The sequence below is a fragment of the Teichococcus globiformis genome (genome assembly GCF_042646265.1).
Classification (GTDB): Bacteria; Pseudomonadota; Alphaproteobacteria; order Acetobacterales; family Acetobacteraceae; genus Pseudoroseomonas; species Pseudoroseomonas globiformis.
In genome coordinates this window covers 26,864-50,670 of the sequence record NZ_JBHRTN010000003.1, presented here as the reverse complement: position 1 = coordinate 50,670, position 23,807 = coordinate 26,864, and the positions used below count along the sequence as shown (strand labels likewise).

Annotated in this window: 16 protein-coding genes; 7 read left to right on the top strand and 9 right to left on the bottom strand. The window is 69.6% G+C overall.

Going from position 1 to position 23,807, the window contains the following annotated elements; all coding sequences use genetic code 11:
• Positions 1–64 precede the first annotated feature (64 nt).
• A complete protein-coding gene (moaB, locus tag ACFOD4_RS01070; protein ID WP_379592711.1) occupies positions 65–598 on the top strand; it encodes a molybdenum cofactor biosynthesis protein B in 534 nt (177 codons plus the stop codon).
• Between the two features lie 16 nt (positions 599–614).
• On the opposite strand, the gene ACFOD4_RS01065 is transcribed toward moaB, so the two are convergent.
• The 7 genes from ACFOD4_RS01065 to ACFOD4_RS01035 form a co-directional block, all read right to left on the bottom strand.
• Positions 615–2,525, bottom strand: coding sequence for an AsmA family protein (locus ACFOD4_RS01065; RefSeq protein WP_379592709.1), 1,911 nt, complete (start codon positions 2,523–2,525; stop codon positions 615–617).
• 108 nt (positions 2,526–2,633) lie between these two features.
• Entirely contained in the window at positions 2,634–3,251 is a 618-nt protein-coding gene (locus tag ACFOD4_RS01060; protein WP_379592707.1) for a hypothetical protein, read from the bottom strand.
• 67 nt (positions 3,252–3,318) lie between these two features.
• A complete protein-coding gene (locus ACFOD4_RS01055) occupies positions 3,319–3,666 on the bottom strand; it encodes a hypothetical protein (RefSeq protein ID WP_379592705.1) in 348 nt (115 codons plus the stop codon).
• Positions 3,667–3,729: 63 nt separating this feature from the next.
• Positions 3,730–5,817, bottom strand: coding sequence for a hypothetical protein (locus tag ACFOD4_RS01050; RefSeq protein WP_379592703.1), 2,088 nt, complete (start codon positions 5,815–5,817; stop codon positions 3,730–3,732).
• Positions 5,818–5,864: 47 nt separating this feature from the next.
• Positions 5,865–8,591, bottom strand: coding sequence for a DUF4159 domain-containing protein (locus ACFOD4_RS01045; protein WP_408904438.1), 2,727 nt, complete (start codon positions 8,589–8,591; stop codon positions 5,865–5,867).
• A gap of 65 nt (positions 8,592–8,656) precedes the next feature.
• Positions 8,657–9,532, bottom strand: a complete 876-nt coding sequence (locus tag ACFOD4_RS01040; protein ID WP_379592699.1) for a DUF58 domain-containing protein — start codon at positions 9,530–9,532, stop codon at positions 8,657–8,659.
• Positions 9,525–10,529 (bottom strand): AAA family ATPase, encoded by a 1,005-nt coding sequence (locus ACFOD4_RS01035; RefSeq protein WP_379592697.1) that lies wholly within the window; start codon positions 10,527–10,529, stop codon positions 9,525–9,527. The genes ACFOD4_RS01040 and ACFOD4_RS01035 overlap by 8 nt, the downstream gene beginning before the upstream one ends.
• A gap of 220 nt (positions 10,530–10,749) precedes the next feature.
• Between ACFOD4_RS01035 and ACFOD4_RS01030 the strand changes: the two genes are divergently transcribed.
• From ACFOD4_RS01030 to ACFOD4_RS01020, 3 genes are all read left to right on the top strand, one after another.
• Positions 10,750–11,274: a DUF1285 domain-containing protein gene (locus ACFOD4_RS01030; protein ID WP_379592695.1), complete on the top strand. Its 525-nt coding sequence runs from the start codon at positions 10,750–10,752 to the stop codon at positions 11,272–11,274.
• Positions 11,271–11,894, top strand: coding sequence for an NUDIX hydrolase (locus ACFOD4_RS01025; RefSeq protein ID WP_379592694.1), 624 nt, complete (start codon positions 11,271–11,273; stop codon positions 11,892–11,894). Before ACFOD4_RS01030 ends, ACFOD4_RS01025 begins: the two co-directional genes overlap by 4 nt.
• 87 nt (positions 11,895–11,981) lie before the next feature.
• Complete coding sequence (locus ACFOD4_RS01020; RefSeq protein WP_379592692.1) at positions 11,982–12,602, top strand: pyridoxamine 5'-phosphate oxidase family protein; 621 nt, start codon at positions 11,982–11,984, stop codon at positions 12,600–12,602.
• A gap of 180 nt (positions 12,603–12,782) precedes the next feature.
• Here the strand turns inward: ACFOD4_RS01020 and ACFOD4_RS01015 are convergent, their stop codons facing one another.
• A complete protein-coding gene (locus tag ACFOD4_RS01015; protein WP_379592690.1) occupies positions 12,783–15,017 on the bottom strand; it encodes a TonB-dependent siderophore receptor in 2,235 nt (744 codons plus the stop codon).
• A gap of 145 nt (positions 15,018–15,162) precedes the next feature.
• Here ACFOD4_RS01015 and addB point away from each other — a divergent pair, with 145 nt between their 5' ends.
• Both addB and addA read left to right on the top strand, forming a co-directional pair.
• A complete protein-coding gene (gene addB / locus ACFOD4_RS01010; protein WP_379592688.1) occupies positions 15,163–18,195 on the top strand; it encodes a double-strand break repair protein AddB in 3,033 nt (1,010 codons plus the stop codon).
• A gap of 5 nt (positions 18,196–18,200) precedes the next feature.
• Positions 18,201–21,659 (top strand): double-strand break repair helicase AddA, encoded by a 3,459-nt coding sequence (gene addA, locus ACFOD4_RS01005; RefSeq protein ID WP_379592686.1) that lies wholly within the window; start codon positions 18,201–18,203, stop codon positions 21,657–21,659.
• Here addA and ACFOD4_RS01000 read toward each other — a convergent pair.
• Entirely contained in the window at positions 21,656–22,369 is a 714-nt protein-coding gene (locus ACFOD4_RS01000; RefSeq protein WP_379592684.1) for a UdgX family uracil-DNA binding protein, read from the bottom strand. The two genes, addA and ACFOD4_RS01000, sit on opposite strands and share 4 nt — an antisense overlap.
• Before the next feature lie 309 nt (positions 22,370–22,678).
• Between ACFOD4_RS01000 and dnaN the strand changes: the two genes are divergently transcribed.
• The gene (gene dnaN, locus ACFOD4_RS00995; RefSeq protein WP_379592682.1) at positions 22,679–23,806 is read left to right on the top strand and encodes a DNA polymerase III subunit beta; all 1,128 of its coding nucleotides are present in this window, start codon (positions 22,679–22,681) and stop codon (positions 23,804–23,806) included.
• Position 23,807 lies beyond the last annotated feature (1 nt).

Here is a 23,807-nt window from a genome sequence, read left to right as displayed (position 1 = left end):
TCTGGCATCACGGCGGCCGGTGGTTCATGAACGCCGTGAACCCCGGGGTCAAAGGATGCCGACCATGCCGATCGACGAGAGCCTGCCCTTTCTGCCGGTCAACATCGCGATCCTCACCGTCTCCGACACGCGGGATCTCGCCTCCGACCGCTCCGGTGCCCTGCTCGCCGAGCGGATCGGGGCAGCGGGCCACCACCTGCATTCCCGCTCCATCGCGCGCGATGAGGCCGACGCGATCGAGGCCGTGCTGCGCGGATGGGTGGCCGATCCGGCCGTGGATGTGGGGATCACCACCGGCGGCACAGGCATCACTGGTCGAGACGTGACGCCAGAAGCCTTCACCCGTGTGCTGGAGAAGGAGATCGGCGGCTTTGGCGAACTGTTCCGCATGCTGAGCTATGCCAAGATCGGCACCTCCACCATCCAGTCCCGTGCCATGGGCGGGGTCGCTGGCGGCACCTACCTTTTTGCCCTGCCCGGCTCCTCGGGAGCAGTGCGCGATGGCTGGGACGACATCCTCCGCTTCCAGCTCGATGCCCGGCACAAGCCCTGCAACCTGGTGGAATTGATGCCGCGGCTGCAGGAACATCTGCGCTGAGGACCGGGCACCCGCCTCAGCGTGCCCGCCGCACCAGCTCCTCGCACCGATTGTCCTCGCCGACGCCGAGCTGAATGGTGGGAAGGATGGCCAGCGGCAGCGCAATGATGCCGAGGCCGATCGCTGCTCCGCCCCGCGCCCCGAGTTCCAACATCTCCGGCCGCACGTTCGGGTTGCTGAACGTGCCGCCGATCAGAATATCGGTCGGCAAGGAACCCACCGTGAAGTGCTTGGACTCGGTACGCAGGGCGTAGTCCAGGCGTTCGTTCCGAAGATCGATGTCGCCACGCCCGCTGATGATCGAGCTGTCTGTGTCGATCAGCAGGGTCTTGCTGCGCACCACGCCGCGCTGGAGGGCCATGTCTGCCACGAAGCACTGCACCTTGGTGCGGGTGGGCAGGCCAAGGGCGGAAAGAATGGCGTTGCCCAGCTGCAGCCCGGAAATGTCCACCAGCAAGGCCGAAAGGTTGCCGCCGGCCATGCCGAGCGTCAGCGCCCCGTCACCCCGTCCCAGCATCTCGGCCAGGCTGCGTCCGCGAGTCTCGATCCGGGCGCTGCCGCCGATCGCCCCCTGGCCCTCGCCCAGAGGCGTGACGCCCATCAGCCGCGACAAGTCCACCCTCTGGAAGTTGACCTGGCCCTTGGCCGAAAGCCCGCCTTCCTTTGCCGGCGCGAAGTCGAACTCCCCCTCGATGCGGCCACGGCCGACGCCGAAGCGCAAGGGATGGAGGGCAATGGCCCCGTCCACGATGTCAAGCTTGGCGTGCATGTCGTCGAGGGGCATGGCCTGCCCGCGGATCTGCGCGGCATCATAGATCAGGTGGATATCGGCGGCCTGCAGCCGGGGCAGGTCCACCGGTGTGTCGGGCAGGACGCGGTTGCGGCTGCCTCGCGACTCGGGACGGCCTTCCGGCGCCTGGCCGATGAACCCGGCAAGATCGCCGAGATCCACCCTGCGAGATCGCAGGGCGGCGTTGACCACCGGTCGGGGCTGCCTGGGTGTCACGGCAATGTCGCCGGCGATGTCGCTGCGCCCCAGCTCGCCGCGAAGATTGGTGAAGCGCACCGCGCCATCGGCATAATCCAGCTGCCCTCGGAGACGGTAGGCTGGCGTTTGCGGGATCGGCACTCCGGTCAGCGGTGTCAGGAGCCGCGCGTCGGGGCCGGAAAAGTCGAGGCGGATATCGGCGCCGGCGAATCGCAGCGGATCGCGCACCGTTCCTTCCGCCGCCACCCGCGTCGGTCCGTTCGCGAGGTCGAGCTTGACGGGCCACGGGTTGTTGGGATCGCGCAGGGACAGCACAGCGCCGCCTTCCAGCGTGCCGCGGATCGGCTGGGCCGCATAGGTGCCGTCGGCGGCAACATGCAGGCTGGGGGACTGCCCTTCGGCTTCCCGGGTGTTCACCAGAAGACGCATATCGGCGCGCAGCGGTGCCAGCCTGGCCTGCACCTGGCCTTCCCGGACCCGCAATGCCCCGATCTCAAGAAAGGGCTCGGCATCCTGCTGCGGCTCAGCAGGCGTTTCAGTTTTTCCACCACCGAATGTGTAGTTGTTGTCGCCCTCGGCCCGCGCGATCAAGTTCACCGCCGGGCGGTCCAGCGTGATCTCAGGGATGATCAGCCGCCGGGTGCGGATAAAGTCCCACACACTCACGTCGACAGAGAGCCGCGGAATGGCGGCGAGGGGTGGCTCCTCGGAGTAGCCCTCGGGATTGGCGACGCGGACATCGCCTAGCGAGATACGGGTGACGCCACCGAAATCCACATCCAGCTCGCCGATCGTCACAGGCCGGCCCAGCGCAGCGCTGGCCTGTCTCTCGATCAGCGGGATGAACCAGGCCCAGGACCAGAAAGCCACCAGAAGGACCAGCGCAAGCACCGGGAGAGCGGTCCACAGGATCACGCGGCGCGCGCGGTGCGAGGCCATCCGGCAGCTCCCTTCCTGCCATTACAGGGTTCAGGGAGAAAAGCTGTTCAAAGCGGTTTTGGTTGCGGCGGCGACCAGTTACCGCCGGACGGGCTCGGGCGCGGCCTGTCAGCCGCCGCTGGGGCGTCCCGCGTCGAAGCCGAGGAAGCCCTGCTCGGGCCGCGGCGTTCCGCCATCGGTGCGGGTGCTGGAGGACAGGGCCGGGGCGCTGGGTCGCGGTGCCGGGGCGACGCGACCGGTCGTGATCTGGGAAGAGGGTGCCGAGAGCGGCATGTTGCGGGCGGCCGCCGAACCCTGGCGCGGTGCTGCCGCCGGCGGGGGCGCACCGACCACCATCGGGCGGCTGGAAAGCAGAAAGAAGGTGATTTCCTTCCGACCTTGGTCCACCGAGGATTCCAGCGGCGTCAGCCCCAGGACGTTGCGGGCGTTCAGATCGGCACCGCGCGCCATGGCATCGCGCGCCGCCGCCAGATCGCCACGATCAATGGCATCGAACAGCGCCTCCTGCGGACCCAGATTTTGCCCGGGCTCGGCCGGGATCGGGGCGGGCGCGGCACGCCCGGCCAAACCTGGCAGCGCGGGCGCCGCTGATTGCGGCCGCGGGCCCTGCGGAGTGTCCGGCATCATGGGGCCGTTGAGCATCTGCGCCATGGCAGACGGGCTCAGGACCATGGCCGCAAATCCGGCGGCGAGAACGGGCAGCGTGGGAATGCTGGTTCGGCGCATGGGGAACCTCTTAGAGCAAAGCGCGATCCGGTGGAAACAAGCGATGCGGCCGCGACGGAGAATCCGCCTAGTAGCCGCAGCCATCGCCCCGCGCGGCATAGCTCTCGACCCGTCCGCCGCGCAGGGTGAAGGTCAGATCGCAGCGCACGGTCGCGTAGGTGGAAGGGCTGATCCAGGGACGCCGGTAGTATCCCCCCCCATACCCCCAGGGATCCCCGGGCACGATCACCGTGCGGTACTGCTCGAACTGCAGGAAACGGCGCCCTTCCGTCTCGTAGGTGCGCACCGGCACGCCAAGGCGGGTGACCACGTCACCCTCACTCTGGCCCACAAAGGTCGAAAGCTGCTGGTCGAGGGTAGGCCCGGTGGCGCAGGCGCCCAGCAGCAGGGGAATGGCGAGAATCAGGCGGCGCATCGCGGCTTTCCTCCGGAGAACAGACACATAAGCGCGGAAAGGCGGCGGAAAAGAGACGGGTCTTCAACGCCCCTCGCGCCGCCAGGCAATCAACGCCAGGCCGAGCACAAGCGGAAGCGCCAACCAGGGCGGCAGCAGCGGCAAGGCGGCGACGCCGGTCACCAGGTGGTCCTCGTTGCGGCGCAGCCCGATCCAGCCGGAGCCCGCCGCGTCCCGCCCGGATGCCACGCGCCGAAGGTCGGGCACCACCGGCTGCGCGGCTGTTCCCAGCCAGTGCGCACTCCCCCCCATGGCACTCGTCACGGCGGCGGAACGGGAGGCCTCGGCACGCAGATCGGCCATCTCCGGCGGATTGGCCGCCGCCGCGGCGGCGAAAGCGCTCCGCCGGCCATCGCTGACCTGCCAGACCCCTGGCTGATCCGCCGGAACGGACAGGCTGGCGCGACCGCCTCCCGTGGCGAGGGCCTCGGCACGGCTGACAGTGCCGTCCGGCGCGGTGATGGTGATCCCGGGCTGTGGCCCGGCCTCGACCGAGCGGCGGGTGATCCGGAGCTGGCCTGCCTCGATGCGGGCGGTCAGATCCTCTTCCTCCAGTTCCGGTTCCTTCATCAGCCAATGCGCGGCCCGGCGCAGCAGCTCGGCCTGCGGACCGCCTCCATCGTGGCCGCGCGACCACAGCCAGATCTGGTCCGACAGCAGCAGTGCCACCCGCCCTTCCCCCACGCGGTCGAGCTGCAGCAGCGGGGTGCCGTCGGGGCTGCCCATCACCGTAGTGCCGCTTTGCGGCTCGGTGCGCAGATGGCGATACCAGCGACCCCAGCTCGCCGGGGTGGCCGTGCCGGCATTGGCGCCCGACAGACCTTCCGTCACCGGATGCCGCTCCCCCGCCTCGGTGACCAGAGGGCGGAAGGCGCCCTCGGCCAGCGCCTGCGGCCCTTCCGTGGGCCGGGCGGGCAGGATCTGCCCCAACGGCGTCGAGGCCAGGCTGGTCGGCCCGGTGAATTCAGGCCCCACCGAGAGCAGCAGAGCCCCGCCTTCGCGCACATAATCGGCGATATTGCGCAAATACAGCGGCGGCAGGATGCCGCGGTTGGAAAACCTGTCGAACACGATCAGGTCGAATTCCCGCAGCTTCACCTGGAACAGCTCGCGCACGGGGAAGGCGATCAGGGCCAATTCGTTCAGGGGCGTCAGGTCGTCCTTCTCGGGCGGGCGCAGGATGGTGAAGTGAACCAGGTCGACATTCGGATCGGCCTTCAGCAAGCGGCGCCAGGTGCGCTCCCCCGAATGCGGCTCGCCGGAAACCAGCAGCACCCGCAGCCGGTCGCGCACACCGTTCACCGTCACCACGGCCCGGTTGTTCAGGGTGGAAACCTCGCCCGGCCGCTCCTCTGCCGTCAGTTCAACCACCGAGGGTCCGCCGCGCTCCACCGGCAGGGTGATGCGGTGCTCGCTGCCAACAGGAACGCTTTCCACGCGCGGGGCGGCGCCATCGCGGCGGATGGTCAGCCGCACCGCACCGCCGGGCTGGGTGGCGCCCAGATCCTCCACCGCAAGGCGCAGTTCCACGCTGCGGCCAACAATGCCGTAGCCCGGCGCCTCGATCACGCGGATGCGGCGGTCGGTCTCGCCCGCGCGCCCTGGCAGCACCAGATGCAGCGGCGCGTCAAAGGAGGGCTGGGCCGGCACGTCATGCGCCTGACCGTCGGTCAGGGCGATCACACCGGCCAGCCGGGCGCGGGGAATGTCGGCCAGGGCCCGGTCGATGGCCGAGAACAGCCTGGTGCCCTGCTGTCCGCCTTCCGGCAGCTCGACCGAGCGCAATTCCAGGTCAGGAAAGCGCGAGGCTGCCTGCTCGATCGCCCGCCGCGCCGCGTCGAGTTGCGCCGCGCGCGCGCCCAGCCGGGCAGAATCGCTGCGATCCTGCATCAGCAGGGCGATGTCGGGCCGCGTTTCGCGGGTTTCCTCCACCAGGCGGGGGTTGGCCAGTGCCAGGATCAGCACGGCGAAGGACAGGCCGCGCCACCATGCCCCCCGCGCGCGGCGCAGCAGCGCCACGGCGAGGACGAGCAGCGCCAGCACCGCCAGGGCAGCCAGCAGCCACAGCGGCAGGATGGGAGCGAAGTCGAGGCCGGCGATCGCCTGGCGCATGCGCTAGCTTCCTTGCGGTGTGTGGCGGTGGCGGCGCGGAACCGCCTTCAATTCCCCAGCCTTTCCAGGATGGCCGGCACATGCACCTGATCGCCCTTGTAGTTGCCGGTCAGGGCATACATCACGAGATTGACGCCGAACCGGTAGGCCAGGGTGCGCTGCCGGTTGCCGCCCGGAATGGCGGCATAGGGGTTGGAGCCACGGCCATCCACCGCCCAGGCCCCAACCCAGTCATGCCCGCCGATGATCACGGGGGAGACACTGTCATTCGCCCGGTCCTCCTGCCGCGACACCCAGACCTGCCCGCCGGCGAAGCGGCCAGGAAGCTCTGGCGGCAGCAGGTAGAAGGCACGTGTCAGCACGTGCTCCGGCGAAACGGGAGCCAGGGGCGGGATGTCGAGGCCGCGCGTCAGCCGCATCAGGGCGTCCTGGGCGCCGGGCGCATAGCCCTCCCCCGAGCCTTCGTCGCGCGTGTCGAACAGGATGATCCCGCCATTGCGCATGTACTCGTTCAACGCGGCCAGGGCGGCGGCGTTGGGTTCGCCGCCCTGCGGCGTCACCGCCCAGTAGAGGAGCGGCAGAAAGGACAGATCGTCCTGACCCGGCACCACCGCCACCGGCTCCGCCAAGGCCGCGGCGGTGCGGCGGTTGACGTAGTCGGACAGGCCGGCGAGCCCCATCCGCACCGCGTCGTCAACCGAAGGATCGCCGCTGGCGACGTAGCCGATGCGGGTGGCCAGCGGCATGTCGGCGGGATCGACCGTCTGGGCCTGGGCAGCCGGCCCGCTGAACCACAACAGCGCAAGCAAGGCCGCCATCCGGGCCCCGCGGCCGAGCAAGCCCCGCTGGAACAGTGAAAGGATCAGGTCGGCCGCCAACAGCAGAAGCGCCAGCCCCAGCAACCATGGCCCCAGATCGCGCTCCTGCGGCACACCGCCAACCGAGAAAACCGTCGTACCCGGCGGCGGTGCTGCGGCGGGGCGCAGGCCGGGCACGGTGGCCGAAAGGTTCAGCGCCCGCCGCTCTCCGCCCTCCCCCGGCACGCCATACCATCCGGGCGGGTGGCGCGGACCGGTCATCGTTTCGGCAAAACGGCTGGCGGGAATGGCGGCTACGCCACCCGGCGGGGGTCCGAGCCGACCGAAGCCATCCATGGTCTCGATGGGTGCCAGAGGAACCTCCCCTTCTGCTCCGGCAACCCCGGAGGACAGCGCCACGACCCGGCGCAGCATGTCGATGAACAGGCCCGACAACGGCAGATTCGACCATTCCGCGTTGGCGGTCACGTGGAACAGCACGACGCGCCCGGCGCCGCGCGCCTCGGCGGTGACCAGGGGCGTGCCATCGGTCAGCCGTGCCCATGTGCGATCAGACAGCTGCGGCCCGGGTTCGGCCAGAACCTGCGAGGCAATGGTAACCTCGGCCGGTGGACTCAACCCGGCAAAGGGAGAATTCTCCGGAAACGGGGCCATGGCCTGAGGCTGCTCCCAGGAGAGAGCACCTCCCAGCTGCCGCTCCCCCGCGCGCAGCCGCACCGGCAGCAGGCTGTCCGGATGCTCCGCCAAGCGCGGTCCTGCGAACCGTACCAGCGTGCCACCCCCCTCCACCCAACGGGCCAGTTGTTCGCGTTCCCGCCCGTCGGAAACCGGTCGGTCGGCTAGCACCATCACGGCGAGTTGCCGGGACAGGAGCTGTTCGACGCTGCCCTGCCGCAACTCGGCGAAGGGCGCCAGCGCCCGATCCAGGTAGAAGAGAGGGCCGATCAGGGGCGTCACCGCCCCCTGTTCCGAGGGCCCGATAAGCCCGACCGGGCGGCGACGGAAGCGCTCGTCCAGCAGCACGGCGGCGCCGGCGGTGTCCTCGCCCTCGATCTCCAGCCGCGTGATCTGGTTGCGGATCTCCAGCGGCAGGTCGAGCGCCGCGCTTCCCTCTCTGGTGGCGGCCGCGACCGGAATGACGGCGCGAGCCAGCGCCCGCCCGTCGCCGGTGCGGGCCAGCACCGCCACCTCGCCATCGGCGGCAACCGGCGTCTGGCGCAGCGCCAGGTGCAGGCGGTCCGGTTCGGCACGCGGCGGCAACAGCAGCCGTACGGGGCGGCCCTCGGCGCTGGCCAGGGTCAGCGGCCCCGCAGCAGCCAAGGCCTCCGCCAGCGGGGAAAAGCCATCGCCTTCCGCCTGATGCTCCACCGCATCGGCCAGGTAAAGGCTGGAAAACCCGCCGGGATGCGCCTGCCGCCAGGTTTCCAAGCCGGCCAGGGCGACAGCGCGGTCCGGCGCCCAGGGCTTGGGCCGCAGGGCGCTCAGCCTGGGGCGCAGCTCCTCCGCCGGCATCAGGGCGGTGGGTCGGATGGGTTCGGCATTCTCGGGCGATGCGGTGGTGAGCAGGGCAGCACGGCGCCCTTCCCTGGCCGCGGCATCCACGGCGGATTGCGCCACGGCAATGCGCGCCGGCCAGGCAGCGGCGGAGGGCCAGCCATCATCCACCACGATCAGCAGCGGCCCGTCGCCCCCCGCCGAAGCTCCCGGTCCCCAGACCGGCCGCGCCAGCCCCACCACGATCAGCGCGGCGGCGGCAAGGCGCAGCAGCAGCAGCCACCAGGGGGTGCGGGCAGGGGTTTCCTCCGGCGCCGGCAGGTCGCGCAGCAGGCGCAGGGGTGGAAAAGCCTGCCGCCGGGGTGAAGGAGGTGTGACCCGCAGCAGCCACCAGATCAATGGCAAGGCCGGCAGGGCCAGCAGCAGCCACGGCACCACGAAGCCGAGCGGACCCAGAATCATCATGCCGAAACCGCCATCATGCCTTTTTGGTCCTCATGCGCGATTTCCCTGCCTGTGAGATGGGGCTAGGCCCCGCTGGGCGCCAGGGCCTGCCAGAGACCCAGCAGCGCGACCTCGGGCGCGGCATCCGTGCGATGGGTGGCGAAGCGCCAGTTGGCGGCGGCGGCAATGGCTTGCAACCCGGCGCGATGGGAGGCCAGACGCTCCGCGTAAAGCTGGCGGATACCTTCCGCCCTGGGCAGCAGCAGGGGCATCTCGGCGGACAACCCTTCGAACCGGACGCGGCCGGAATAGGGAAGCGTTTCCTCCGCCGGGTCCAGGACCTGCAGCAGATGGCCCTGCACGCCACGCGCCGCCAGGGCCGCCACCGCCGCACGGGTTTCCTCCAGCGGCGCGAGGAAGTCGCCGAACATCACCGCGCGGGCATGGCGCGGCAGGCTGTCATCCGCCGGATCATGCTGGTGGCGCGACAGCGCATCGGCAAGCGTTCCCATGGCACCGCGCCCGGCATGGGCACGGCGGGCGCCCAGCAGCCGCACCCGCTCTCCGCCGCGCAGCAGCAGGGAAGCCAGGGCCAGCAGCAGCAACTCGGCCCGTTCGCCCTTTTCGGGCCGGTCGGTGCCGCCACGCCAGCGCATGGTGGGGCCGGCGTCGCGCCAAAGCGCGACGCTTTGCGCCGCCTCCCATTCCGTCTCACGCAGAAACAGACGGTCGGATTTCGCGCTCTGGCGCCAGTCCACACGGCTGACCGGGTCACCGGGAGCATAGGGGCGGAATTGCCAGAAGGCGTCGCCCTGCCCCGCTCGCCGGCGACCATGCACCCCCTGCATCACCGTGGCCGCCACCCGCTCGGCCGCGACCACCAGCGGTGGCAGGCGCCCGCCCAGCGCCTCGGCGCGGAGCGCGGTGCCGGCGCGGTTCGCGGCGCCTGCCTCAGCCAAGGCTGGCCTTCAGGGCGCCGATCACCTCCTGCAGCCTCACGCCATCGGCCCTTGCCGAGAAGTTCAGGGCCATTCGGTGTCGCAGCACCGGCTCGGCCAGGGCGATCACATCCTCGACCGACGGCGCGAGGCGGCCGTCCAACACCGCCCGCGCCCGCGCCGCCAGCATCAGCGCCTGCGCCGCACGCGGCCCCGGACCCCAGGCCAGATGCTGGCGGATGGCAGGCAGCTCGGCTGTTTCGGGCCGCGCCCCACGCACCAGCTTCAGAATGGCATCCAGCACCTGGGCGGAAACGGGAATACGGCGGATCAGCCCCTGGGCGGCGATCAGCTCGGCCCCGCTCATGGCCTGAACGGCACGAGCTTCCTGGGCCCCGGTGGTGGCGAGCAGCATGGCGCGCTCCGCCTCCTCATCCGGGTAGGTCACCTCGACCTCCAGCAGGAAGCGGTCGAGCTGCGCCTCCGGCAACGGATAGGTGCCCTCCTGCTCGATCGGGTTCTGCGTCGCGAGCACGTGGAAGGGCGCCGGCAGGGCGTGCACCTGCCCCGCCATGGCCACCTTCTTCTCCTGCATCGCCTGCAGCAGCGCCGACTGGGTGCGTGGCGAAGCGCGGTTGATCTCGTCCGCCATCAGCAGCTGGCAGAAGATCGGGCCCTTGATGAAGCGAAATGCGCGCCTGCCATCCGCCCCTTCTTCCAGCACCTCGGAACCCAGAATGTCGGCCGGCATCAGGTCCGGGGTAAACTGCACCCGGCTCTCGTTAAGCCCCAGCACAGTGCCCAGGGTTTCCACCAGCTTGGTCTTGCCAAGCCCCGGAACACCTACCAGCAGAACGTGTCCACCCGAGAGAATGGTGATCAGAACCTGCTCCACCACCTCCGGCTGGCCGAAGATCACACGGCCCACCGCCTCCCGCACACGGGCTAGGCGGGTACCCAGCGCCTCCACCTCATCGAGAAGGATGTTCGGATCGGGGTGGTCCACCACTTCAACCATGCCCTGTGGGTTCCTTATATACGCTTCGTCACATTCCAGCCGTGGAGGAGGCGCCGGACCGGTCCGGCCCGAATCCGGGGCGCCGTATGTAGCCTGCGAGGGGAAGCCTATGCCCGTCCGGCCTCTGGACGAAGCACTGAAACAATCCGGAACCGCTTCCGAAGTTTGCGGAGGCAGCGACGGCAGGCCCATCAAGGCTCCGCCCCGATCCGGCAACGGGATGCGGCCGAAGCGCGATTGCGGCCATTTCGACATGCGCATCGCCCGGGACGGGAGCTGGCACTACAAGGGTAGCCCGATCGGCCGGAAGGAGCTGGTCTGCCTGTTTTCCTCCGTGCTGCGGCGGGAAGCGGATGGTTCCTACTGGCTGGAAACCCCGGTCGAGCGCGGCCGGATCGAGGTCGAGGATGCGCCCTTTATCGCCGTGGAAGTATTCTGGCGCCGCTGCGCGGGCCGGCAATGCCTGACCTTCCGTACCAACCTGGACGAGATGGTGACCGCCGACGCGGATCACCCGATCCGGGTCGAGATCGATCCGCGCACCCGGCAGCCACGCCCTTACGTGACCGTCCGGCCCGGCCTGGAAGCCCGCATCAATCGTGCCGTCTTCTATGAGCTGGTGGCCCTGGCCGAGCCGGAAACACTGGCTGGCCGGGAAACACTGGGCGTTTGGAGCGAAGGTGTGTTCTTTCCGATCGACGAGGCTCCCGCCGAGCCGGAGCTGCGTCGCGCGGCTGCCGAGTGACAGACGCGACTGCGCCGGCAGGACTCGTTCCTGCCTCCGTTTCCGCGCTCGCGCTGGATGCCGCGGCAGTATCGCGGCGCCTCAACGATCCGGAACGCCTGGGTCCGGGCGAGGCGCCGCCGCCGGGCGGCGTGGCCAGCGCCGTCCTGGTGCCGGTGGTGCTGCATCCCGAGCCAACGTTGCTGCTCACCCTGCGCGCCGCCACCCTGTCCAGCCATGCCGGACAGGTGGCGTTTCCCGGCGGCCGGATGGACCCGGGAGAAACGCCGGAACAGGCTGCGCTGCGCGAGGCGGCGGAGGAGATCGGTCTCGATCCGCGCCTGCCGCGTGTCACCGGCCGTTTGCCAGGGCTGGTTACCGGGACGGGATACCACATCATCCCGGTTCTTGCCTTGCTGGAGCCGCCGCTGAACCTGACCCCCTCGCCTGACGAGGTGGACCTCGCCTTCGAGTACGAGCTGGCGCCGCTGCTCGACCCGGCCCTGCCGGAAACCCGCACCGCCCTTTGGAAAGGGCAGCGCCGCAGCTTCGCCGTTTGGCCGCATGCCCGGCACTACATCTGGGGTGCGACGGCCGCCATCATGCATTCCCTCGCAGCGTTGCTCCGCGAGGAAGACTGACACGGAAACATCACGGCCACGCTCTTCAGATGACACGAGGATTTGTCTATACAAATCTTCAGCCGCAACCGGTTGGAGAAGTTCCGCATGGCCGTCATCCGCAGCATCGAAGCACTGGAGTCGATCTACGGTGCCCTCGGCGATGTCGGCGAGGCCTCAACCGCCAAGGTCACCGACTGGATCACTCCTGCCTATGCCCGCATGATCGAGGCCTCGCCCTTCTGCGCCCTGGCCACCGTGGGACCGGAAGGCCTGGATTGCTCGCCGCGCGGCGACCGCGGTCAGGTGGCCGTGATCCGCGACAGCCGCACCCTGTTGCTGCCGGACCGCCGCGGCAACAACCGCATCGACAGCCTGCGCAACGTGGTGCGAGACCCGCGCGTGGCGCTGATGTTCCTGATCCCCGGCAGCGGCAATGCGCTGCGCATCAATGGCGAGGCGCATCTGGACGATGACCCTGCCCTGCTGGAAAGCCTCGCGATGGAGGGCAAGGTGCCCCGCACAGCGATGGTGGTCGTGGTCCGCGAAGTCTACTTCCAGTGTGCTCGTGCCATTATCCGCGCGGGGCTGTGGTCGCCGGACAACCTGGTCGATCCGAAGACGCTACCCACGCCGGGCCAGATCCTGAAGGACCTTTCCGCCGGCCGCGTCGGAGGTGACGAGTACGACCGCGCGTGGCCGGAACGCGCCAAGGCCAGCATGTGGTGAGGGGTGGAAGCTGGGATGGATGAAACAATCCTGTCCTCGACATAGCCCGCCCTTGCCGAGGCAGCACGCCCGAGATCCATGATCTCGGGCAAAAGACGAAGTCCAGGGTGACACCGTCATCACGGCGGGAGGGCATCACGGCGGCAGAGGAGGGCATCGCCCCCGCCAGCCCGCCGGTTTTCACCAGCGATAGGCCAGTGAACCGAGCACGTTCAACCGGTTGCCGTAGAAGCAGCCGCTTTCGCCGCTGCAGCGGCCGACATAGCGCGTATCGGCCAGGTTGCTGGCGGTCAAGGCGAACTCCAGCCCCTTGGCGCGCTCGCTGATCTTGGAAAAGTCGTAGCGCAGGGCGGCGTCGAACAGCGTGGTCGAGGGCACGACGCGGCCGCCCGGCGTCGCCGTGGTGTTGCCCAGGTAACGCGTGCCGAAGCCCAGCGTCAGGCCGCCAAGCGGTCCGGTGAACGCATTGGCGAAGCTGTATTCCACATAAAGGGCCGCATTGGTCTTAGCGACGCCGGCCGGCCGCTGACCCTGTTCGGGCACAAGGCCGATCCCAGGGATATCGTTGACGGTGCCGCTTTCCGTGATCTCAGGGTCGAGCACGGTCAGGTTGCCGACCATGCTGACTCCGGCACCCAGTTCCGCGACGCCCTCCAGTTCGACGCCGCGGACGCGGATCTCGCCGGTCGACACCTGCTGGAACGTGTCGGCCGGGTCGGCGCTCAGCGTGTTCTGCTGCGTCAGCTCGAAGGCGGCGAGCTGCACAAAACTGCGTACGCCGTTCGGCTGGAACTTGAGGCCGATCTCGTACTGCTCGCCTTTCAGGGGCCGCCACCCGCGGGCAATGCCCTGCCCGTCAGTGCCGATCTGCGGCTGGAAGGATCGCGCATAGCTGGCATAGGGCGCCAAACCGATGTCGGTGAGGTAAAGCGCACCGAGCCGCCAGGTGAAGGCGTTGTCGTTCTGATAGCTGCGCACGCCACCGGCATCGCGGTCGTCAATATCCGAATACGCCCAGTCCTGCCGGATGCCGGCCAGCAGCACCAACCGGTCGAAGCGGATCTGGTCCTGCAGGTAGAGGCCGTACTGCTGGTTGACCTGCCGCACATTGTCGTAGGAATTTCCCAGATCCGGGATCGGGCTGCCATAGACCGGCGTAAACACGTCGAGCCCCGGCGCGAAGGCGAAGAACTGGGCATTGCGATAGTTGACTCGGCTGTAGTCGAAGCCGGCCAGAACGGTGTGCTCCGCTGGACCCGTGGTGAACCGCGCCTTCAGCTGGTTGTCCACCTGGAAGGTCGCGACATCGATATTGGCGCGGTAGGCGAAGCGGTTCAGCGTGCGCTGGTCGGCCTGCAGCCCGCCGCCATAGACCTGGTCCCAGCGGATCTCCGTCTGGCCGTAGCGCAGGTTTTGCTGGAAGGAGAACACCTCGTTGAAGCGATGCGACAACTCGTAGCCGACGCCGAACTGAGTGCGGTCAAACTTGTCGAAGCCGGGTTCGCCGGTGAAGCGGTCGCGCGAGATGCGGCCAAAGGGCGTCGGCACCACCGAGCCTTCATAAGGCAGGAACTGGTTCCCGGAGGTGCGGTCGCGCTGATAATAGCCCAGCACCGTCACGGAGGTGTCCTCCGTGGGCTTCCAAGTCACAGTGGGTGCCACGAAGATGCGGTCATCTTCGACGTAATCCACCGTCGTGTCGGCGTCGCGCACCAGTCCGGTGATGCCGTATTGCAGGCTGCCATCCGGCGTCAGCGACCCGCTGGCATAGCCTTGTCCCTGGAAGCGATCATGCAGGCCGGCGGAGAGGCGCACCTCGCCCTGGCTGAAATCGGTCGGGCGCCGCTGCACCATGTTGACCAGCCCGCCCGGCGCGATCTGGCCATACAGCACCGAGGTCGGGCCGCGCAGCACCTCGTAGCGCTCCAGCCCGTAGGTCTCGAACATCGAGCCGGCATAGCCGGTGTTGTAGCGCAGACCGTTCAGGAAGATGCCGTTGTCCTGCGCGTTGAAGCCGCGGATCTGGAACCAGTCGGTGCGGCTGTCCGTGCCATAGTTCTCGCCACGGACGCCAGCGGTGTAGCGCAACGCCTCGCCCAGCGTCTGCGCCTGGCGGGCATCGATCTGGTCGCGCGGAATGACGCTGATGGACTGCGGGTTCTCGATCAGCGGCGTGTCGGTTTTGGTGCCGGTGATCTCCTGGCTGGCGACGTAGCCGCGGATCGGGTCCAACGCGCGCTCGCCCACGGCGCCCACATTCACCTCCGGCAGCAGCAGCGTGTCGGCCGGGGTAGACGGCATGCTGCCGATGCCCTGCGCCCAGGCGCCATCCGCGAACGCCACAGGGCACAAGGCAGTGGCGGCCAGCAGCAGCGAAAGCCGCGCAGCGCGGCAGGCGGGGCGTGGATGGGGCATGGATGTGTCCTGAGGGTGACCGAGCGCCTCGGCCGGGTACTGCAAATCATTCTCAAAGGCAACGCGGCGCCATCGAAATGACCGGGGTGCGGCATTCCCGCCACAGTGCTTTGCCGGCACGCCTTGAGCCGGTATCTTCCACAACATGCGCCTGTTCGAGATTTCGGCTCACCTGCCCTTCCTGCCCAGCCTGGCCCGGGGCGTGCTCGGCATGGTGGGGACCGACGATCCGCTGGCGCTGTCCCGCACCACGGTCCTGTTGCCAACGCGCCGCGCGGCCCTGGCGCTGCGCGAGGCCTTTCTGGCCGCTGCCAGCGGTCGTACCCTGCTGTTGCCGCGCATGCGCGCACTGTCCGGCCTCTCCACCGAGGAGGCGGATGAGCTGTCCCTGCCGGAACTGCTGGATCAGCCGCCGGCTGTGGATGCCGCGCGGCGGCAGGCGGTGCTGACCACCATGATCCTGCGCCTGCCGACACGCTATGGGGGCCCCGGCACGCCCGAGCAGGCCTGGGGCTTGGCCACGGCCCTGGCCGAACTGATGGACGAGATGGCCCTGGAGGGCTGCGACCCCGCGCGCCTCGCCGAGCTGGTGCCGGAGGAGTTCTCCGCCCACTGGCAGGTGACGCTGACCTTTCTGCGCGGTGTGCTGCAGGCCTGGCAGGGGTGGCTGGCGGAACACGGCCTGTCCGATATCGGTCCGCGCCGCGTGGCGGCGCTGGAGGCCCAGGCGGCGCAATGGCGTGCCTCGCCGCCCGCAGACCCGGTGATCGCGGCCGGCATCGGCGCCGGGGGCACCATTCCGGCCGCGGCCGCGCTGCTGCGCGTGGTGGCACGCCTGCCCCAGGGCGCAGTGGTGTTGCACGGCACGGGCGAGGCAACGGGGGATGGGCTCTGGGGCGCCATCGGCGAAAGCCCCGGCCATCCGCTCTCGGGACAGGTGCGGCTGCTGTCGGCGCTGGACGCGGTGCCGGGCGATGTGATGCCCTGGCCCGGCGCCGGCGCCGGCGATCCCGCCCTGGCCAGACGGTCGGAGATGTTGTGCCGCGCGCTGCGGCCCGCTGCCGGCATCGGGGCCTGGCTGGAGCGACGCCCGGATCATTGGCGTCCCGGGCTGGAAGGACTGTCGCTGCTTGATGCGCCGGACCTGCAATCCGAGGCCGCTGCCATCGCCCTGCTGCTGCGCGAAGCGGTGGAAACCCCTGGCACCCGCGCCGCGCTGATCACGCCCGATCGCGAACTGGGCCGCCGCGTCGCCGCCGAGCTGACACGGCACGGCGTGCTCGCTGACGACTCCGCCGGCCAGCCTCTGGGCGAAACCCCAACTGGCGCTTTTCTGCGACTGATCGCGCTGGCCGTGGCGGAGGGCTTCGCGCCCGTGCCGCTGCTGGCCCTGTTGAAACACCCGCTCTGCGCCGGCGGCCTGTCCCGCGCCGAATGGATGGAGGCGGTGCGTCTGGTGGAGCGCCGTGCCTTGCGCGGACCCCGCCCCGCCCCCGGCCTGCCCGGCCTGCGTGCCCGGGTGCGGGAAGCGCTGGGACGTGAGCGGGATGCGGCGCTGCTCGCCCGGGCCGAGCGCCTGCTTTCCGCGCTGGAAGCCGGGCTGGACGGCTTTGCCGAGCTGGATGACAGCATCGCCCGCCCGCCCGCCGACCTGCTGGACTGTCACCTGGCCGCAGCCGAGCGGCTGGCGACCACCGACACCCGACCCGGGGGCCTGCGCCTCTATGCCGGTGAGGAAGGCGAGCCGTTGGCGGTGCATCTCGCGAACCTGCCCCCAGCGCTGCGGCAGATGCCGCCCATGGGTCCTGCCGGATGGCCTGCCCTGTTCGACGCGCTGTTGGAAGGCCCCGTCGCGCCGGCCATCCGCATGAGCCGTGGCAAGAAGGGGGACCGGCATCCGCGCATCGCCATCCTGGGCCTCCTGGAAGCGCGGCTGCAGGATTTCGACCTCGCCGTGCTGGGCAGCCTCGAGGAAGGCGCCTGGCCACAATCCACCGATCCCGGCCCCTGGTTGTCGCGCCCCATGCGGCATGATTTTGGCCTGCCGGAGCCCGAAACGCGGATCGGCCGCGTTGCCGCCGATTTCCTGCTGGCTGCCGCCTCGGCGCCGCGCGTGGTGTTGTCCTGGACGCGCAAGCGCTCCGGCGCCCCCACGGTGCCGTCTCGCTGGCTGACACGGCTGGAAACCTTTCTGGCCGGGCAGCACAAGGGCGACGGCAAAGGATTGTCGGTGGCGCGCAGTCCGGCCTTGGCCTGGGCGGCGCAACTCGACATGCCCCAGGTCGTGCGCCCCTGCCCTCGTCCCGCGCCCTCCCCCCCGCCCGAGGCACGGCCGCGCGAGATCAGCGTGACGGAGGTGGCCGGGCTGATGGCCGACCCCTATGGCTTCTATGCCCGCCGGGTTCTGCAGCTTTCCCCCTTCGACCCGCTGGATGCCGAGGTGGGGGCATCCGACTACGGCTCGCTGGTGCATGACGCGATGGCGCGGTGGACGGCGCGGCTGGATGGCAGCCCCAATGGCTGGCCAGGGCAGGAGCAGGCCCGCGCATGGTTCGATGAATGCGCGGAGGAAGCACTGGCCGGTGCCGCCGCCCGCCCCAGCCTGCTGGCTTTCTGGCGTCCCCGGCTGGCCCGCATCGGCGACTTCGCCGTGGCCGAGGAGGAAGCGTCGCAGCCTGCCCGCACCATTCTGCGCCGCCATGCCGAGCTGTCCGGTCGCCTGCCAGTGGCGGATGGCGCCGTCACCATGAAGGTGCGGGCCGATCGCATCGATGAGCGGTCGGATGGCACCCTCGCCATCATCGACTACAAGACCGGCACGCCGCCCAGCGACAGCGAGGTGGCCAAGGGGCTCGCGCCGCAGATGCCGCTGGAAGCCGCCATTGCCGCTGCCGGCGGCTTCCGCGCCGGGCAGCGCGCCGTGCCCAGGGCGCCGGTTTCGTCCCTGGCCTATTGGCGGCTGACCGGGGGCAGCACGGCTGGAGAGGTGAAGCCGCTAAAGGGTGATCCCGCAACCCTGGCAGCGGACGCCCTGGACAACACCGAGGCGCTGCTGCGCGGCTTTCTGCTCGGCCACCGGCGCTTCATCGCCCGCCCGCATCCACGGCGCACGCCGGTCCGAAGCGATTTCGACCATCTGGCACGAGTGGCCGAATGGGGCGATGCGGGGGAGGAATGAGCCCGATGGACACTGTTCTTTCCCCCCGCGCGGCGGCCCAGTCGGCGCAGCGCCAGGCTTCCGACCCGCTGGCCTCGGCCTGGGTCGGCGCCTCCGCCGGATCCGGCAAGACCAAGGTGCTGACCGACCGGGTGCTGCGGCTGCTGCTGCGGCCGGGGGCGAAGCCGGGGCGGCTGCTCTGCCTCACCTTCACCAAGGCGGCGGCGGCGGAGATGGCGACGCGCCTGGCCCGCCGCCTTGGTGAGTGGGTGGTGGCGGAGGAGGAGGATCTCGGCCGCAGCCTGCACGCCCTGACCGGGCAGCGCCCGGATGCCGCACTGCGCGCCCGCGCCCGTGCCCTGTTCACCGAAGTGCTGGACATGCCGGGCGGCATGCGCATCTCCACCATCCATGCCTTCTGCCAATCCCTGCTGCGCGGCTTTCCGCTGGAAGCCGGGTTGCCGCCGCAGTTCCGGCTGGTGGACGAGACCGATGCCAATACCATGCTGGCCGAATCACGCGAGGCGGCGCTTGCATCCGGGCGTCTGCCGCTGGGGGCGATCGAGGCCATGGCCGGGCTCGGCACCGCCGAGGATTTCGCCACCACGCTGCGCCTGCTGGTGACCGAGCGGGACCGTTTGGCCGCCGCCATCGAGGAATCCGGCGGACTGGCCGGCTGCGATGCCGCACTTCGCCGCCGCCTCGGCTTGCCGCACGAGGGCAGCGAGGCGGAGGCCCTGCGCAGCGCCGCAGCGCGTGCGGGAACGGAGATGATCCGTGCCGCTTCCATGCTGGGGCAAAGCAGCAATACCAATGACAAGGAGCGCGGCGCCCGGATGCGCGCCTGGCTTGCTCTCGCGCCGGCCTCGCGCGTCGCGCGGTGGGAAGATTGGGTGGAGATCTTTCTCACCGGCACGGGCACGGTGCGCAAGAAGTTCGGCACCAAGGGGCTCGCCCACAACGAGGCCGAGTTGCAGGCCATGATGACTGCCGAAGCCGAGCGCGTGCTGGAGGTGGAGGAGGAGCGCAAATGCTGGCGGCTCCACACCGCCACCGCGGCGCTTCTGGCCCTGGCCCAGCCGGTCCTGGAAGGCTATGTGGCCCGGAAGGCCCGCATTGGCGCGGTCGATTTCGACGACCTGATCCAGGCGGCACGGCGGCTGCTGCATGATCCGGGCAGCGCCTGGGTGCTGTTCAAGCTGGATGGCGGACTCGACCACCTGCTGCTCGATGAGGCACAGGACAGCAATCCCGAGCAGTGGGAGATCGCCGCCCGCATGGCGGAGGAGTTCTTCGCCGGCCAAGGCACGCGGCACGACGATGTTCAGCGCACCATCTTCGCCGTGGGTGACGAGAAGCAGTCGATCTACAGCTTCCAGGGCGCCGACGCCGCCGGCTTCGGCCGGTGGGAGCGGCACTTCGCCGCCCGCGTGGCCGAAGCCCGGGCCAATTTCGCCACCGTGCCGCTCAACGTGTCCTTCCGCTCCACTGCGCCCGTGCTGGCGCTGGTGGATGCGGTGTTTGCCGAAGGTCCGGCGCGGCGTGGCGTGGTGGGGGAGGACGGCATCCTGGCCCACCGTGCCGACCGCGAGGGTGAGGCCGGGCTGGTGGAGTTGTGGCCGCCACTGGCGACGCCGGACAAGGCCGAGGCCGAGCCCTGGCAAGTGCCCGACACGCCGGTGGCAGAAGCTAATGCGATGGCGCTGCTGGCGGATTCTATCGCCGCGCGCGTGGCCCGCATGGTCGCCGCCGAAACCCTGCCGGCGCGGGGCAACCGCCGCATCCGTCCGGGCGATATCCTGGTGCTGCTGCGCCGCCGCACCGCCTTTTCCGGCCTGCTGGTGCGGGCGTTGAAGGCACGCGGCGTGCCGGTGGGCGGGCTGGACCGCCTGAGGCTGGTGGAGCAGATCGCGGTGCAGGACCTGCTCGCGCTGTGCGACGTGCTGCTGCTGCCGGAAGAGGATCTGCAGGTCGCGGCCGTGCTGAAGTCGCCGCTCTGCGGCGCCTCGGAGGAGGAACTTTATGAATTGGCCACCACGCGCGGCACGCAGCCCCTGTGGTGGCGGCTGATGGCCGAGCGCGGGCGCGACACCGCGCCCGGCCGCGCCGCCGAATGGCTGGCCGAGTTGTCGGACCGCGCCGATATTGCCACTCCCCACGCCCTGCTTGCCGAGATCCTGGGTGAGCATGGCGGGCGTGCGAAGATGCTGGAGCGCCTTGGCCCCGACGCTGTGGACGCTCTGGACGAAGTGCTCAACGCCGCGCTGCTTTACGAATCGCGCTATCCGCCCAGCCTGCAGGGCTTCGTGCACTGGTTGAGGCGCGGTGGTGCCGAGGTCAAGCGCGAGGGCGAGTCCGGGGCCGATGTGGTGCGGCTGATGACGGCTCATGGCGCCAAAGGACTGCAAGCGCCGGTGGTGATCCTGCCCGACGTGGGCAGCGGACGCGGCGACACTCCTCTGCGCTGGGACGAGACGGTGACGCCGCATCTGCCGCTCTGGGCGCCGCGCTCGGGCAAGGCCTTCTTCGCCCCGGCCTGGAACTCGCTGGCCCTGGCCGATGGCGAGGCCCGCGCGGCGGAGGAGAACCGGCTGCTTTATGTTGCCCTGACCCGCGCCGAGGACCGGTTGCTGGTTTGCGCCTGGGGAGAACCCAAGGAGAACAGCTGGTACGACCTGGTGGCGCGCGGCTTCGGCCGGCTGGAGGGCGCCAGAGAGGACGGGTTCGACCCGGTGGAGTTCGGCGCCCCCGCCGAAGCCAGCTTCAGCGGCACACGACGCTGGCTGGACTGCCCGCAATCGGCGCAGCCGCGGGAAGATGCGGCTCATGCCACCGCCGGAGCCGCCTCCGCCCTGCCCGCCTGGGTCGGCCGGCCCGCGGCACCGGAAAGCGTGGCGCTGACACTTTCACCCTCCTCCCTGCCAGGCGAGGAGCAGACGCCCACCTCCGCCCCGCATGGCCGTGCCGATCCGACTGGCGAGCGGTTCCGGCGCGGGCGGCTGATCCACGCCCTGCTGCAGCACCTGCCTGACACGCCGGAGGCAGAACGCGAGGCAGTGGCGCGCCGCTTCCTGGCCCGCCCCGGACATGGGTTGCCGGCGGCCGAGCAGGCGACAACACTGGGGGAAGTGCTGGCCATGCTGCGCCATCCGCGGCTACGCGATGCATTTGGCCCCGCTTCTCTGGCCGAGGCTCCCGTGGCGGGACGGCTGGCGGGGCATCCGGTGGCGGGGCAAGTGGACCGCATGCTGGTGGCGCCGGACCGGGTGGTGATCCTGGACTACAAGACCAACCGCCCGCCGCCGGCGGAGGTGGGGGATGTGGACCCGCTCTACCTGCGGCAGATGGCAGCCTATCGCACGCTGATGCGCGACGTATTCCCCGACCGCCGGGTGGAATGCTGGCTGCTCTGGACCTGGGAAGCGCGAGTGATGGAGCTGCCCGATGCCGTACTGGACCGCCATGCCCCGCGCGAGAATGCCTAGGCGCGCCGGGGCAGTGCCCGCGAGGTTTGCAGTGCCACCCCGAGGTCATGCACGAAGCGGCCCCATTCGGCGCGTTTGGCAGCTTCGTCCGGCAGGCGCAGCAGGTAGCTCGGATGCACGGTCAGCAGGATCGGCATGCCGCCGGGGCCTGAGAGCACCTCTCCGCGCATCTTGGTGATCGGCACTTTGCGGCCCAGCAAAGCCTGCGACGCCGTCGCACCCAAAGCCACCAGCAGCCCGGGTGCCACCTGCACGATCTCGCGCATCAGGAAAGGGCGGTAATGCGCGATGTCGCCGGCATCGGGCGTCTGGTGCAGCCGGCGTGGGCCGCGCTGCACGTATTTGAAGTGCTTCACCGCATTCGTCACGTAGCAGGCGGTGCGGTCGATCCCGGCTTCCTGCAGGGCACGATCCAGCAATCGGCCGGCCGGGCCGATAAAGGGCCGTCCGGCGCGATCCTCCTCATCTCCCGGCTGCTCGCCGACCAGCATCATCGGCGCATCCAGCGGGCCTTCGCCCAGCACTGCGGCACGGCCTTCGGCCCAGGGTGCGGGAATAACATCCCGCTGCGGCTCGTGATCGTTGGGACTGCGCTGCCGGGCCGCCTCGTCACAGGTCTCGGCGGCGGGCTGACGTGCCAATTCGTCCTGCACTGCGTCAGTGTCGGGTGTCCTCTGCGCCAAAGGTTGCCCAGCCTCCGCGGCGGACATGGGAGCATCGCGCGCTGGTTGCCCGGCAGCAGATTTCTTTCGCGCTGAAGGTCCGGAGCCGCTTCGTTTCGAACGCGGCGCATCGGTGCTGGGAAGATCCAGGGGCAGGCTGGGTTGCTCTGGCATGGCGGAATGAAAACCCCTCAACCGCCGCGAAGTTCCGCGAACACCTTGCGGATATTGGCTTTTTCGCCGCTGATGGCCTTTCCTGGCCTCCGTCGCACTGGTAGACAGGACGACTTATTTTCCGATTCGGGGCGCCAGATCAGTGCGGTGTAGCGCCCCTTTCCGCGCGGGGGTGTTCGAGCCATGAAGTTCACGGTGGACCGGGCGGTGCTGCTCAAGGCGCTGGCGCATGTGCAAAGCGTGGTGGAGCGGCGCAACACCATCCCCATCCTGGCCAACGTCATGCTGGCGGCGCAGGAGAACACGCTGACCCTGACCGCCACCGACATGGAGATCGCCATCGTGGAGGCGGTGCCGGAGGTGACGGTGGCCCGCGCCGGCCGCACCACCGCCCCGGCGGCAACGCTTTACGAGATTGTCCGCAAGCTCCCTGATGGTGCCAAGGTGGAGCTGGACCATCCGGGCGGCGATGCGCCGCTGGCGCTGCGCGCCGGGCGTTTCGCGACCAGCCTGATGGTGCTGCCGGTGGAGGATTTTCCCTCCATGACGGAGGGCAAATTGCCGCATGGCTTCGACATCACGCCCACCATGCTGCGCGAGCTCGTGGACCGGACCAAGTTCGCCATCTCCACCGAAGAAACACGCTACTACCTGAATGGCATCTATGTGCACGCCACCGAGGTGGAGGGACAGCCTGTGCTGCGGGCCGTGGCCACCGATGGACACCGTCTGGCCCGCATCGAGGAGCCGTTGCCGGAAGGTGCCGATGGCATGCCCGGCGTGATCATTCCCCGCAAAACAGTGAACGAGATCCGCAAGCTGGCGGACGAAACCAGTGAGCCTGTGCAGGTTCGCCTTTCCGACACCAAGATCCGCTTCGCCTTCGGCGCCGTGCACCTGACCAGCAAGCTGATCGACGGCACTTTTCCCGAATATGAACGGGTCATCCCGCGCGGCAACGACAAGATCATGACGGTGGACAAGCGCGCCTTCGCCGATGCCGTTTCCCGCGTCGCGGCGATCTCCTCCGAGCGCTCGCGGCCGGTGAAGCTGTCCATCAAGCCGGACAGCCTGACGCTCACCGCCAGCAGCCCGGACCAGGGCCAAGCGGAGGAAGAGCTGGATGGCGGCGCCGTGACCTATGGCGCAACACCCATCGAAATTGGCTTCCAGGCGCGGTACCTCGCCGATATCACCGATCAGATCGCCGACAAGGTGGAGTTCCGCTTCTCCGACGGCTCCGCCCCCACGGTGGTCGTGGACGCGGCGAAGCCCGAGGCGCTCTACGTTCTGATGCCGATGCGCGTCTGAC